Source organism: Microcoleus sp. D2_18a_D3 (genome assembly GCF_036702455.1).
GTDB lineage: Bacteria > Cyanobacteriota > Cyanobacteriia > Cyanobacteriales > Microcoleaceae > Microcoleus.
Genome location: NZ_JAUBTK010000036.1, coordinates 56398 through 69346, shown reverse-complemented (window position 1 = coordinate 69346; position 12949 = coordinate 56398). Strand labels below are relative to the sequence as shown.

Below are 12949 nucleotides of genomic sequence, written 5' to 3'. Positions count from 1 at the left end.
TTATCAGAATTGTTGGCAATTGGGCTCATTCATTAGTTCGCCTGGTCATACCTTCCCCCTATTTATTGAGCAGATACGTTTGTACGAGTAATTTGACTTGTTATCTTGGCAACAATCATGTCTTCATCTCCTGTGTCCAACAGTACCAAACCAGGAAGGACGGCGTTTAGTTTCGGCTGCACCCGCAAAGATGAATCCGACTAGAACTAATTCTCCAAACTGATAATTAGTCATAGCTCAAACCTCATCGTAAATTGCATCTTCTTCGCTGTAATCGGCAAAGAATTGTGTGGCCGCAAGACGATGCCAATCTGTTTTCTCCTCTACTTCATCTGGTTCTGAGTTTGTTTGTTCATTCACCAGAATGATAACTCTTACATCTTGGTTGACTGCCAAGTATTTTAAAATGTCATCGGTCAATTTTATTTTTCCTTCCGATGTAACTTTTGCGGGAAATTCGTAGGCTTTCATAATGTGAGTTTTAGATTGCTGTTTGCCCAGTTATTGCTACCTTAACATAATGTCAATTCAACAAATCCTCTTCCTCCAAATCAACTGACTGCAACTGAGCCGGAGTAGCCGGAATCGCCGCAATAATTGCATCGATTACTTTCGCCACCGGAATAATCTCCATCCCCAACTCTGGCACCGGTTGATTCTTAGGAATAATGGCCCTTTTAAAACCCAATTTCGCCGCCTCCCTCAGCCGCAACTCTAATTGCGAAACCGGCCGCACCTGTCCTCCTAAACCCACTTCCCCAAGCAAAACAGTGCGCGCATCAACCACCCGATCGCGAAAACTGGCCACAACGGCGATCGCAACTGCCAAATCCGCCGCCGGTTCGTCCACCTTCAACCCGCCCACCGTCGCCAAAATCACATCTAATTTAGATAAAGGAATCCCCACCCTTTTCTCCAAAACAGCTAAAATTTGCTGCAATCTAGCATTGTCCACACCAGTAGTAGTGCGGCGCGGCGAACCGAAACTCGCAGGGCTGACTAACGCCTGAATTTCCACTAAAATCGGTCGAGTTCCTTCGCAAGTAACAGTCGTCGAAGTACCGGGAGAAAATTCATCTCTATTTCCTAAAAATAACTCCGACGGGTTATCTACTTCTCGCAAACCGTGGGCTACCATTTCAAAAACACCGATTTCGTGAGTAGCGCCAAAACGGTTTTTCATCGATCGCAAAAGTCGATGAGAAGCAAAGCGATCGCCCTCAAAATACAGTACAGTATCTACCAAATGTTCCAAAACCCTCGGCCCGGCCAAAGCTCCATCTTTCGTAACGTGACCGACAATAAATAAAGTAATATTTTCCCTTTTCGCAACCTGCATCAAAGCAGATGTACATTCCCGCACCTGAGCCACCGAACCCGGAGCCGATGTTAAACTAGCAAAATAAATAGTTTGGATACTGTCAATCACCGCCACATTCGGTTTCAGCGCTTCCAACTCCCGCAAAACAACTTCTAAATCCGTCTCTGGAAGCAAATAGAAATTCTCCGCTGAATTGTCCTCGGAATCCTTTTTAGCTTCCCCGTTACTGGCAGATTTATGCCCGCCGTTGCTTGACAAATCAACCGGATTAGCAACGCCCAAACGCTGCGATCGCAACTTCACCTGCTGGCCGGACTCCTCCGCACTCACATACAGTATCCGATCCTTGCGGGCCAACATATTCGCCACCTGCAACAGCAGCGTCGATTTCCCGATTCCCGGTTCCCCGCCAATCAACACCAGCGAGCCCGGAACAATCCCGCCTCCCAAAACTCGATCGAGCTCCCCGTAACCAGAAGGCCAGCGAGACTGAGTTTGGTCAGCAATCTGCGATAATCTAAAAGATACCCTCGGTTGACCCTTCGACTTATCAGGGGGCGAACCGCCCACTGCCTTAGTTGTCACCCCAGTTAAACCAGCCCGCGGCACACCAGCAGTAGGTTGCTCTAACTGCTCGTCAAAAGAATCCCACTTCTGACAGCTAGGACACCTGCCAAAATATTGTGGTGAATCATACCCGCATTCCCGACAAATATATTGTATTCGAGGCTTAGGCATTGTTTACTATGATAAATAGTCACCCTAACATTTAGAAAAGTCTGAGTTAAAGCAATTATCAAGCTTTCAGACCGATCGCCGCCCATGATTCAATTTGTGTCTTCTATGATAGGGCACAAAAAATTAACATTATCTGAAATGTAACTTAAGGAGTGCTCGGTAACTTGGAAAACCATAAAGAAAAAATTCTGGTAGTCGATGACGAAGCCAGTATCCGCCGCATTCTGGAGACTCGCCTTTCCATGATTGGCTACGATGTCGTCACCGCTGCTGACGGCGAAGAAGCTCTCGAAACATTTCGCAACACCGAACCCGATTTAGTGGTTTTGGACGTGATGATGCCGAAGCTAGACGGTTATGGCGTCTGTCAGGAGTTGCGTAAAGAGTCAGACGTGCCTATCATCATGCTAACTGCTTTGGGAGACGTAGCCGATCGCATCACCGGTTTAGAATTGGGGGCCGACGATTACGTCGTCAAACCTTTCTCTCCCAAAGAACTCGAAGCCCGCATCCGTTCGGTACTGCGCCGGGTTGACAAAAACGGAGCATCGGGCATTCCCAGTTCGGGAGTCATCCACGTCACCAATATTAGGATTGACACCAACAAGCGCCAAGTTTACAAAGGCGACGAACGAATTAGGCTCACGGGCATGGAATTTAGCCTGTTAGAACTGCTTGTCAGCCGTTCTGGAGAGCCTTTTTCGCGATCGGAAATTTTGCAGGAAGTCTGGGGATACACGCCAGAACGCCACGTAGACACCCGCGTAGTGGACGTTCACATCTCGCGGCTTAGGGCCAAGTTGGAAGACGACCCCAGCAATCCCGAATTAATTCTCACCGCCCGCGGCACCGGCTATCTCTTCCAGCGAATTGTCGAAATTGGAGAAGTAGGATAAATTTGGTCAGTAGTCAGTAGTCAGTTGGCAGTTGGCAGTAGGTGAAGTACCAACTACCAATTACCAATGACTAATGACTAATGACTAATGACTAATGACTAATGACTAATGACTAATGACTAATGACTAATGACTAATGATTACTGACTAATGACTAAATCCGATCCAAATAGAGTTTTGCGGCAATTGCCCTTAGTTGCAGGAGGGTTAGCAGGTACGCTGCTAATGGTAAACCGCTTGCTGACAGAGCAAATTACAGATTCTCAAGCTCGATCGGACGCTTTGGGAGTAATTATCAGCGCTCTGCTGATTTTAACAGGTTTGCTGTGGCAGCAGGTGCAAGCGCGATCGCCCGATTCCGTCAAACTTATCGGCGAAGAAGGTTTTGAATTTGCGCCGGATTTGCCGGATGCCGTGAAAATAGAATTAGCCTGGGCGTCGCGTTTGCTGTTGACAAATACCGCCACAAGGTCGATCGTAATTGTGTATCAGGGAAAAGTTCTATTGCGGCGCGGTATTTTAGGCATCAATCCCGAAGTCAAACCAGGGCCGATATTGCAGCGAGTGCTCGACAAAAATAAACCAGTTTATTTAGTAAATCTCAATATTTATCCCGGCAAAATTGAATTTGACTATTTGCCAGAAAATACTCAAGGAGTCATCTGTCAACCCATCGGCACCCAAGGCGTTTTAATCTTAGGTGCTAACGCGCCCCGCAGCTATACAAAACAAGATGAAAACTGGGTTGAAGGGATTGCCGACAAACTAGAAAATACCATCAATCGATTTTAGATTTTAGATTTTAGATTTTAGATTGTGGATTGTGGATTGTGGATTTTAGATTGTGGATTTTAGATTTTAAATTGTGGATTGCACAATCGAGCCCGCGTCTTGGTGCGATCGTCTTCGAGGGCTGCGCTAACGACGGATTTGCCTCATTCTCGGTGTTTGCTATCGGCAATAAACAAGATTTATTACCGATATCTTTTCAAAAGAAGAAGAGCCAGCGCTGCCCCCAACGAAATTTCAGGGTTTGAGGGTCTTCTTAACCACCAAGACGCGGGCGGCGTGTACAGGGCGCACCTTAGTCCTCAACAAGACTTTCCGGGTGCGCCTAGCGCACCTTAGTAGCTCAAAAATCGCAATTCAAAACTCAAAACTATTAGCGAGCCCAGTCAGTACCGCGCCACAGTGTAAAAAACAAAACACTAGAAATCAGCGCGCCCAGCAGCCACTTAACAGCATTTTTAAATAACCCCAAGCGCTGACTTTGCTGAACCGCAGCACTTTGCGTCTGTAACCGTTCCTTAGCCGGAGTAATTCTCGAAAGAATTTGCTCTTTCAATTGCTGTGGGTTTTGCGTATCCGCTTGTACCCCCAAACGAGTAAGTTCCCCCGCCAAATTCCTTAAATCTTCAGGACTACCCTTATTCAGCCGTTCTTCCACCTGCTGCAACTGAGCTAATTGTTGGTTTGCTTGAGTAGTAATTTGCTGGTTGTTTTGGTTGTTGACGTAGATAGTGCCAAAAATTCCCAAAGGCAGCATCAACAGAAAAACCAGACCTAGCAGCAGACAAACCCAAGACAAAACCTTCAAAAAAACTTCTTCCAAACCTTTGCGATCGTACCCTTCGCCAAAAAATATCAGCGCCATTGCCAGTAAAGGAACGGGAACCCGTTCCACTACAGCCCCAATCGTTTGCAATTCCCAGAGGCGATTGCCAAAATTTGCTGGTATAAGAGTTGCGATCGTATCTAATACAGACAGAATTAATAGACCGTAGCCAATCCAACGCAGTCTGTAGATAGAAAAACCTTGTTCGCCTTGTAAGTCATTCATAAAATAATCAGAGTTGTTGTTAAGAAAAATGTCTCTTGACCCCGCTCAAGAACGGATACAAGCCCCCGACAACAGTCGTGGAGAGTCTAAAATTTTAGACTCTTGTTCCAGCTTCCCGATTCACCTGTGGAGTAAATCTAAAAGCTAAAAGCTAAAAGCTAAAATCGACTGAATCGAGTCAAGGATCGGGGAATCGCGGCTGCCACCACTCATACCAAGAAACCCAAGCATTCTCTAGAATTTTTTGGGCATCTTCTGGAGTTGTTTTATCCAAAGGCACAGACATCTGAGTCCACAAACAGCGCCGGTCTTGAATATTTCCCCTACCCAACAACCAAAACAGAATACGGTTTGGGTGCCAATCGCGAGTATTTCGATTATATCTAAACTGTTGGGAAGTTACTGTAGGACTGCCACGAGGATTGATACACGAACTTAAATACAGTCGATTTTTCTGTTGCAAAATTCCGTGAAACCCCGCGCCTTGAGTGTTTACTAATGCTAGTTTACCAGGAGACGACTTGAGAACTGTATGTCCCCTCATCATACCTTCCACTGCCCCAATCGTGTCTACCGCATAGCGCATCTCTATTTCTAGAGCCATGCTATTTTTTTGATATTCATATTTCCTGGCAGCTTTGAATTCTGAATTGTCGCTAAGTTCGATCGGCGCGCTCTTGTTTAGTTTCCAATCGGCTAAAGGCACCGACTCGGGAAACTCAAACGGGGTGGCCACATGCTTGCCGTCCGATGGATAGAAAACCAATTTTCCGGCAACCAACAAAACCCCTCCCAAAGTAACAGCCAACAGGGAAAGCCTAAGTGGTTTCCAAGAGGTAATAGCCATTAGCAATTCTGTCCTTCCTTATTTTGGGGTTGGTCTTTCAAAATTGCAAACCAGCAGAATAACCCGAAAATAAATACAGCAATCATCGAAAATATTACCGAACCATTTCCTTCGTGCCAGTATTTAAATGCTTCGGGTTGAGATAGCGATACCAGCACGGCTAGGAGACCCACTCGCGCGGCATTAACTACAAATGCAGTAATTATTGCCACGAATGGCAAGACAATTTTCTGACCCGTAGTGGTAGGAAACATCAGTAAGAAAACCAGAGCTAGTCCTAACACTTGTAGCATCGCATTCACCCCGGAACAGCCGTGATTTACTTCCACACTGCCCTTTTCCAGGATGAGAAAAACCCCTTTCCGCACCACGTCAAATCCTACATAGTGCAGGATGAAAGCTGAAAATTTAGCTGTTAATTTGGGGACATCAACGAATACTCCGATCAATCCGGGAGGAATAGCTGTATAGCCAAGAATTAGAAGTTCCTGCCAATATTGTTTCAGTCCTTTTGTGCCGGAAGCAAGCAAGGCGAGACTGATTCCCGACAAAAAAGGCGTTGCTCTGATAAAAAAGTCGTATCCCGATATCGAGGAACTTTTGAGCAATATTAAAGCAATTAACGATGTCCCAAAGAAACTGGCGAAAATTCCGCTTTCAAAAGTTAAGGATTCGTGCCTTTCCCAAATGAGAAATGCTACGACTCCCCAAAACAGTAACATTGTACCGAACAGGTCTGTGTCGTTTGTTCTGGAAGTTAGAGTTAGGTGTAGGGCAATCAAACCGGAGCCGATGCCTAACAGCCAGTATTTAGGTTCTTGGACGTGCTTGAGCCAGTTTATTTCAGTCATTGCTGCTTTTTGTTTTTCCTAAAAGCTTCTAAAATGCTTCATCTTGTAACTCTATTAAAATTATCAGCTACAAACACTTAAATTTATGCGTTTGGGGTGATTTTTAACTAAATCTTCACAAAGATTGACAAGGGCGAATGTGTGTGATAGTCACCGGGAGCATCTCAATGAAAGCAGCCCTCCGCTAGAAATTGGAGTTAGGAGTCAGGAGTCAGGAGCTAGGAGAAAAGAGTCAGAAGGAAGAAGGAAGGAGCCAGAAGAAGTGTTTTTACAAATATGAGATGCTCCCTAGTCACCTGCACCTAATTAAATCTGAAGTTAGGAGCAAAGACCAAAGAAAACAGGTTTTTTAACTCGGATCGATCGCACGCAACTAAAAATTTTCCTTTCTCTAACCGGGTTTTTGCGCCTGGAGTTTAAATGTCAAGATTGAAGGCAAGACAGAAACCTTTCTGGACGCACTCTTGAGCTGGAAAACCAGTTTTTTACTGGTTCGGGTTTGTGGTAGCCCGTGCGTCCAGGAGTAGATTAGTTAGAGTAGACTTTCCGGTAGTAAGTTTGATATTCCTCCGAAAGCAGGGGTTCCCACCACTCCCGATGGGCTAAGTACCATTCTACAGTCTGTCGCAAACCTTCTTCAACTGTTACTGAGGGAGTCCAACCTAACTCTGTTTGAATTTTGGTGGCATCAATAGCATAACGCCGATCGTGCCCTGCTCTGTCTTTGACAAATGTAATCAATTGTTCGCAAGGACGGGCGGGCAAATCAGAAGCTAATTCGTCCATTAGCTGACACAGCATTTTTACTAAATCGAGATTTTTGACCTCGTTGTTGCCACCAACATTGTAGGTTTCCCCAGGCTGACCACGGTGAATAACGGCATCTAAAGCGCGGCAGTGGTCGAGAACGTAGAGCCAATCTCGCACGTTTTGACCGTCGCCGTATACTGGCAGCGGTTTGCCCAATAGCATATTGATGCACATTAATGGAATCAGCTTTTCTGGGAAGTGATAGGGGCCGTAATTGTTGGAACAGTTGGTGATAATTGTCGGGACGCCGTAGGTGTGGAAATAGGCGCGGGCGAGGTGGTCGCTGCCAGCTTTGGAGGCTGAGTAGGGACTGTTGGGGGAGTAGGCAGTTGTTTCTGTGAAGGCTGGGTCATCGGGGCCGAGACTGCCGTAAACTTCGTCGGTAGAAACGTGGAGGAAGCGCATTTGTGCTTTGAGAGATGCCTCATCAATTGCTTCAAAATGCTTGCGGAAGGCTTCTAACAGTGTGAAGGTTCCGACAACGTTTGTTTGAACAAAGGCTGCAGGCCCGATAATTGACCTGTCAACGTGGGATTCTGCGGCAAAGTGCGCGACTGTGGTGATGTTTTCTTCTTTGAGCAAGGTATCGACTAAGGTACGATCGCAAATATCCCCCTCCACAAACCGAAAATTTTCGCCTCCTTCCAAAGTTGCCAGGGTTTGTCTGTTTCCGGCGTAGGTTAAAGCATCGAGTACCACTACTCGATCGCCCGGATAGCTGCTGCACCAGTGATGCACAAAATTCGAGCCGATAAATCCAGCCCCGCCCGTCACCAACAATCGGCGCGCGGAGCGCTCAATGCCTTGATTCGCGTTGTCTGTCATAAAAATAAGAGTTATTCCAATAACTAAGCCTTTACAAAAGTAGCCTTAAAAGTAGTTTGTCACCAAGTGTTTGCCGCTCTGTAATTAAAATTTCTACTGTCTCACCTCAGATTTTCTAATGTGGGCGCGATCCAAGTATGGGTTCACAAAACTTGAACTTCTACCGATCTGTTAGCCCAAACGATTACATAGCAACCATTCCAGTTTTTTAAGCGGGCAATTTTAAATTTGAATTGCGTGAGGCTATAGCTGACTTTTGCGATCGATCCGCGATATGGGCGGCGCGCAGAGTTGATAGATTTGTAAAGAGCTGTTACCATTAATTTTTTAATGGTCCTTTACAATCTCCCAAGCACCGTCAACGACCCAGGTCTAAAGACACACACTAGGCTTCTAGCCTAAGACTTAAACCACAGTTGACCAGACTAAGTGCCTTGCACTACGTTAACGGTAAGAGTTTAAAGACCTACCAAGGGATGCGAAGCTAGTTCCTTGCTCTAGAAATTTAGGATTAAACAGATTTATTGGGTTAAGTCAGTGTCCTAGATATAGTTACCGGCCGTTAACATTGTCGAAGCTAACATTACCCCGAAAGGGAGGCTCCGCAAGGAGCAAACATTCTGCGCTCGCGGGATTGCCACATTTGACATGGTAATTGTCAAGCGTGAAAGTACATCACATTCATTACACCGACTTAAGCACTCCCCGTGTAATGGAAAGATTCAAGGCGGTTAAAACCGCCGATCTGTTTCCCACTTGCTCGTTTCCCACTTACCGAATTTTTTTTATGAAGAAGTTTCAAGTGTTAGCTGGCATTGCTTCCGTCGTCGCGATCGCAAGCAGCATCGCCATAGGTGACGCCGCATCTGCTTTCCCCTGTTCCTACAGCAAATCTAGCGCGGCTAAATCTGGTTCTGCGACAACCCTCCTAGGTTCCGGCGGATCGGAGCGCATTAATCCGTGGAAATCCTACAAAACAGCAGCTCTCGGTTTCCTCGGTTTGGCTGGAGTTTTGGGTGGCGGTGCGGCCTACATGAGCTACCGTGCCGGCAAGCGCGCTTCTGCTGCTTGCGCTGCGATGACCGATAATTTTGAAGTTTTTGAAGAGCCGATCGCTCCGATCGCAGATGCAGGTGTTTCTGAATACTTGGAAGTTCCTGCCTTGCTCGATTTGGCGGCGGCGGGTGCTGTAGCTGAGTCAGCAGATGCGGTTGCAGTCGTTCGCGAACACCCAGAAGCTCCAGGCGGCGAGCTGGATTTGCCGGTTTCGCCAGTTGCTGAGTTGAGTTCTGAAATTGCGATCGAACAAGTCCAAAGCGCGAGCCTCAAATAGTTATCTCAAACCAAAGTATTCGCTTAGCGCACCTCCAATCTTGCAAGATTGGAGGTTTTTTGAGTGAAAATTCTTTACCCTACAATTTCTTGTCATATCGTTTCCGGTTGCAGGGGAATGATAAAGTCAAGGTCGCGCAATTCCACATTCCCCCACTCCCCACGGACCACTCCCCACGGACCATCCTGTATGAGTGTTACCGGAATTGATATCACTGCGATCGCGAAGCACTGCAAACAATAGACAGATGAATCGAGCGCACACAAGATCATATTCCGGCTAAGCAAACGAGCGCTGAATTAATATCAATTAAAAAAACTCTTGCTACCATCATCAATCTCATACCAATTATTAAAAGTCGCTGCTCCCAGTCAGGACAAGGCTGTGCGGTTTTCCTACTGTATTTGAACTGTATTTGATCGGACTGAAAACTGCTATAAAATTAGATGAGTCAAAGCGAGACAGTAGGCGGCCGAGGCGATCGCTAAAAATACTCTTCAGATCAATCTGAGGGTAGACGGCAAGAGTTCAAATCCCCTGCTATGGTGGAAAATATAGCCCTACAGATTACAACTATAGGTTATTATGAATGCTTGGCGCGATCGATTCAATCAATTTACGGGTAAAACTAGATTGGCAGTTTGCCGGGTGTTCGTTCACCTAACAGGCGAAGATGTTGCACCGCTGTTAGGAGTTCTCAACCGCACCGCCAGACAAGCAATTGATGCCGATGGCGACATAGTAGTTTTAGGAGAAGGTCTGGTAGAAATTTGCAATCACCTGTTGCAGTACGACAACTACTGGCAATCAGCCGCCAATGAAGGCGATGTTTTTTGGAATGAAGGCGAAGCGGGCGATTATGTGGATGAACTTTTCATTGATTCAGCCGATCGCTATCTCAGCGAGCCTCAATACAGTACATCTGTTTACGATAAAAATTCCCCCTTGTCTTTGCCGGTAACTAGAAATGTGGTGGTGATGCTGACAGTTGCTTATGAAGGCGAAGTTCCGGCCCTAGAAACTGACCTTGCGGACATCAGCGCGCTGAAAGTCGGTTTAAAAGCACTGATTAATTTACATTACCAAGAAAGGCTCCGAGCTGTGCAAGTTCACTTTTCTCCCGCACAGTTGGGAGACGAACTTACCAACGACCAAGTGTTGGTCAATTTCCCAGAACTTATTCCCCTTTAAGGAAGGAGTAATTAGTTATTAGTTATTAGTTATTAGTTATTTGCGGTGCCCAGAGCGGAGTCGAAGGGTTATTTGCTACCAATGCGCGATGCCCGAGGTCCGATGCCCGATGCCCAATTCCCAATTCCCAATTACTATTTATGATGCTGCGAAAACTGACAATTTATTTAATGGCTTTAACTTTTTTGTGGACGGCAACCGGCTGCGGTTCACCTCGCACACAAACTTCTACAAATCCTGCGGGAAATCCGAATATTAACACAGTGCGTCCTGCACCAAATAATAACTTGAGTCAAGGTCAATATCCTGTACAGCAAGCTACCTACGACGATGCTGATGGCGAATACAGTTTGATGTTGCTGAATACTCCCCCCGGCAGTCCCCCAGTTTACCGCACTAGGGATTTGCAAATGGCTCGCTTAACAAATGAAGAAATATCGGCAGGCAAGAAAAGTTATCTAAATGTGGATAACAATCAAGCGGTTTTGCATTTGACAGAAGATTTTAAAATTGAGTACGTTCACAACGTTACCGAAACAGTTCCTAATCCTCAAACAGGTCAGCCACAAACCGTAGTAGTGCGGCAGCAATCTGGCTTCTGGGCACCGTTTGCTGGGGCTATAGCCGGTCAGGCGATCGGCAGTTTGTTATTTAGACCGCAATATTATATGCCGCCAGTCTATCAGCCGGGAATTATGACAGGATATGGCGGGTATGGTAATACTTACAACCAAGCTGTTCAGCAGTATCAAACTCGCTATCGAACTCCGCCTCCGGTTGTGAGAAACCGTCAAGTTTTAAGGACGACAGGCCGCTTGCGATCGCCCACATACAACCAGCCAGTAAGACCCTCAGTACGTCCAAATGGCAATCGATCGACCGGTTCGGGTTACGGTGGCAGCACTTTGAGGCGATCGCGGCAGCCGCGTCAAAATCGATACCAGCGGCAGCCGAGTTTTGGTAGCGGCAGAAATTCTCGTCAACCGAGTCGGAATCGCTCTTTCGGGAGTAGAAGGCGCTGAGTTGAAGATGGAAAAAATCAGCAACTGACATCGGTAAAAGTTGATTTTATTTATCCTCCCGATTCCACGCCGCCGCAAGTATTGACAGTGAGAACTTTGGAATAATTGATTTAGCCTTCTCTGTTTCCACCAGACCCAAAAAATATGTGATTTAATTTCTACATTGATATGTAGGTGACAATATGTCTTCTTCACAACCCCCGTCAGGGGAAAGAAACCCTCTAGGATTGGATGAATTGATTGCTATCTTGGTTGCCTTCGGCACGATGGGAGCAATTTTATTTTGGGTAACAGGTAAAAATCCCGATCGATTGAATGCCAGAAATTGGCAATTTCCAGCCGTTTTCTCTCAGCCTGCTGTTACGCCCGCGAGCCCGGGAATATTAACGCCAGAATCGCCAAGTTCGGATTTGCGATCGCCCGCTACAACCCCCGTTCCGTCAAAACCGGATGTCGCACCTGTTGCACCTTTAGGGCGGATTTTACCGCAAACTCCTCCGGTGGGTGTAATCGTTGTTCCTCCCAAGCCAATTGCGCGATCGACTCCCGATCCAGCAATTACCAAACCGAAAGCTGATAAACCCAAAATTGGGCCCGTTAGATTCTCCGATGTTCCAGACAAATATTGGGCGCGTCCGTTCATTGTAGCTTTAGTCGATCGGAAAATTTTTGCTGATTCCACCGACAACAAATTTCGTCCCGACGAACCGATGACGCGAGCCGAACTAGCGCGGTTGATTCAGCGAATGTCCGACGACAAAGAACCGATCCGAAAACCAATTGATTTTAAAGACGTAAAAGACAAGAGTCCTGTCGCTCCTGCGATCGACCACACCGTCACAACTGGATATCTTAAAGGATACCCAAACAATGAGTTCCGTCCCGACAAAAATATTCCCCGCGTGGAAGTCATCACAGCTTTAGCGAGCGGTTTAAACTTGAAACGGTCAGCGAAAACAAGCAAAACTTTGCAGATTTATACAGACAGGAAAAAAGTGCCGAAATGGGCAGTTGATAAGGTAGCAGCAGCCACAGAAGCTGGCATTGTTGTCAATCACCCGAAGCGCGCACTTTTGCAGCCTAATAGAACAGCAACTCGCGCTGAAGTAGCAGCCATGATTTACCAAGCTATGGCGAAAAAAGGCCAAGTACCTGCTAAGTCTTCTGAGTATGTGGTGAAGCCTGTAAAGTTGTCCAAGTAATATATTAGGGGCGTTGCTCAGAGCAACGCCCCACAATAACATTTAATCGCTCTTGTTTGTAGTCAGGACTGAA

Annotated in this window: 14 protein-coding genes; 8 read left to right on the top strand and 6 right to left on the bottom strand. The window is 46.3% G+C overall.

The window, feature by feature from the left end; all coding sequences use genetic code 11:
* Window positions 1–237: 237 nt before the first annotated feature.
* Entirely contained in the window at window positions 238–471 is a 234-nt protein-coding gene (locus QUB06_RS17765) for a hypothetical protein (protein ID WP_333436384.1), read from the bottom strand.
* A 52-nt stretch (window positions 472–523) separates the two neighbouring features.
* Window positions 524–2059 (bottom strand): DNA repair protein RadA, encoded by a 1536-nt coding sequence (gene radA / locus QUB06_RS17760; RefSeq protein WP_333436383.1) that lies wholly within the window; start codon window positions 2057–2059, stop codon window positions 524–526.
* Window positions 2060–2223: 164 nt separating this feature from the next.
* Between radA and rpaB the strand changes: the two genes are divergently transcribed.
* Both rpaB and QUB06_RS17750 read left to right on the top strand, forming a co-directional pair.
* Window positions 2224–2955 (top strand): response regulator transcription factor RpaB, encoded by a 732-nt coding sequence (gene rpaB / locus QUB06_RS17755; protein WP_071587789.1) that lies wholly within the window; start codon window positions 2224–2226, stop codon window positions 2953–2955.
* A 150-nt stretch (window positions 2956–3105) separates the two neighbouring features.
* A complete protein-coding gene (locus QUB06_RS17750) occupies window positions 3106–3747 on the top strand; it encodes a cofactor assembly of complex C subunit B (protein WP_333436382.1) in 642 nt (213 codons plus the stop codon).
* 370 nt (window positions 3748–4117) lie between these two features.
* Here the strand turns inward: QUB06_RS17750 and hpsJ-A are convergent, their stop codons facing one another.
* The 3 genes from hpsJ-A to crtA all read right to left on the bottom strand — a co-directional run bounded on the left by hpsJ-A (window position 4118) and on the right by crtA (window position 6493).
* A complete protein-coding gene (gene hpsJ-A / locus QUB06_RS17745; RefSeq protein WP_333283912.1) occupies window positions 4118–4795 on the bottom strand; it encodes an HpsJ-like protein, cyanoexosortase A-associated in 678 nt (225 codons plus the stop codon).
* 178 nt (window positions 4796–4973) lie between these two features.
* Window positions 4974–5642, bottom strand: a complete 669-nt coding sequence (locus QUB06_RS17740; RefSeq protein ID WP_333436381.1) for a cyanoexosortase A system-associated protein — start codon at window positions 5640–5642, stop codon at window positions 4974–4976.
* Complete coding sequence (gene crtA / locus QUB06_RS17735) at window positions 5642–6493, bottom strand: cyanoexosortase A (RefSeq protein WP_333436380.1); 852 nt, start codon at window positions 6491–6493, stop codon at window positions 5642–5644. Before crtA ends, QUB06_RS17740 begins: the two co-directional genes overlap by 1 nt.
* Window positions 6494–6632: 139 nt before the next feature.
* On the opposite strand from crtA, the gene QUB06_RS17730 reads away from it, so the two are divergent.
* On the top strand, window positions 6633–6773 hold the full coding sequence (locus QUB06_RS17730; protein WP_333283917.1) for a hypothetical protein: 141 nt from the start codon (window positions 6633–6635) through the stop codon (window positions 6771–6773).
* 248 nt (window positions 6774–7021) lie between these two features.
* On the opposite strand, the gene rfbB is transcribed toward QUB06_RS17730, so the two are convergent.
* On the bottom strand, window positions 7022–8128 hold the full coding sequence (gene rfbB, locus QUB06_RS17725; RefSeq protein WP_333436379.1) for a dTDP-glucose 4,6-dehydratase: 1107 nt from the start codon (window positions 8126–8128) through the stop codon (window positions 7022–7024).
* A 787-nt stretch (window positions 8129–8915) separates the two neighbouring features.
* Between rfbB and QUB06_RS17720 the strand changes: the two genes are divergently transcribed.
* The 5 genes from QUB06_RS17720 (at window position 8916) to QUB06_RS17700 (ending at window position 12876) form a co-directional block, all read left to right on the top strand.
* Window positions 8916–9461: a hypothetical protein gene (locus QUB06_RS17720; RefSeq protein ID WP_333436378.1), complete on the top strand. Its 546-nt coding sequence runs from the start codon at window positions 8916–8918 to the stop codon at window positions 9459–9461.
* A gap of 585 nt (window positions 9462–10046) precedes the next feature.
* A complete protein-coding gene (locus QUB06_RS17715; protein WP_333145013.1) occupies window positions 10047–10652 on the top strand; it encodes a DUF1517 domain-containing protein in 606 nt (201 codons plus the stop codon).
* A 140-nt stretch (window positions 10653–10792) separates the two neighbouring features.
* Window positions 10793–11674 carry a hypothetical protein gene (locus tag QUB06_RS17710; RefSeq protein WP_333283999.1) on the top strand — a complete coding sequence of 294 codons (882 nt, stop codon included), beginning with the start codon at window positions 10793–10795 and terminating at the stop codon, window positions 11672–11674.
* Window positions 11675–11698: 24 nt separating this feature from the next.
* Window positions 11699–11779 carry a DUF3370 family protein gene (locus tag QUB06_RS17705; RefSeq protein WP_333284001.1) on the top strand — a complete coding sequence of 27 codons (81 nt, stop codon included), beginning with the start codon at window positions 11699–11701 and terminating at the stop codon, window positions 11777–11779.
* Between the two features lie 77 nt (window positions 11780–11856).
* Complete coding sequence (locus QUB06_RS17700; protein WP_333436377.1) at window positions 11857–12876, top strand: S-layer homology domain-containing protein; 1020 nt, start codon at window positions 11857–11859, stop codon at window positions 12874–12876.
* Window positions 12877–12949: the final 73 nt, after the last annotated feature.

What these genes read in the sequence shown, in the direction of transcription:
- QUB06_RS17765 (WP_333436384.1), bottom strand. Translation starts at nt 471, where the DNA reads ATGAAAGCCTACGAATTTCCCGCAAAAGTTACATCGGAAGGAAAAATA.
- radA (WP_333436383.1), bottom strand. Translation starts at nt 2,059, where the DNA reads ATGCCTAAGCCTCGAATACAATATATTTGTCGGGAATGCGGGTATGAT.
- QUB06_RS17750 (WP_333436382.1), top strand. Translation starts at nt 3,106, where the DNA reads ATGACTAAATCCGATCCAAATAGAGTTTTGCGGCAATTGCCCTTAGTT.
- hpsJ-A (WP_333283912.1), bottom strand. Translation starts at nt 4,795, where the DNA reads ATGAATGACTTACAAGGCGAACAAGGTTTTTCTATCTACAGACTGCGT.
- QUB06_RS17740 (WP_333436381.1), bottom strand. Translation starts at nt 5,642, where the DNA reads ATGGCTATTACCTCTTGGAAACCACTTAGGCTTTCCCTGTTGGCTGTT.
- crtA (WP_333436380.1), bottom strand. Translation starts at nt 6,493, where the DNA reads ATGACTGAAATAAACTGGCTCAAGCACGTCCAAGAACCTAAATACTGG.
- rfbB (WP_333436379.1), bottom strand. Translation starts at nt 8,128, where the DNA reads ATGACAGACAACGCGAATCAAGGCATTGAGCGCTCCGCGCGCCGATTG.
- QUB06_RS17720 (WP_333436378.1), top strand. Translation starts at nt 8,916, where the DNA reads ATGAAGAAGTTTCAAGTGTTAGCTGGCATTGCTTCCGTCGTCGCGATC.
- QUB06_RS17715 (WP_333145013.1), top strand. Translation starts at nt 10,047, where the DNA reads ATGAATGCTTGGCGCGATCGATTCAATCAATTTACGGGTAAAACTAGA.
- QUB06_RS17710 (WP_333283999.1), top strand. Translation starts at nt 10,793, where the DNA reads ATGATGCTGCGAAAACTGACAATTTATTTAATGGCTTTAACTTTTTTG.
- QUB06_RS17700 (WP_333436377.1), top strand. Translation starts at nt 11,857, where the DNA reads ATGTCTTCTTCACAACCCCCGTCAGGGGAAAGAAACCCTCTAGGATTG.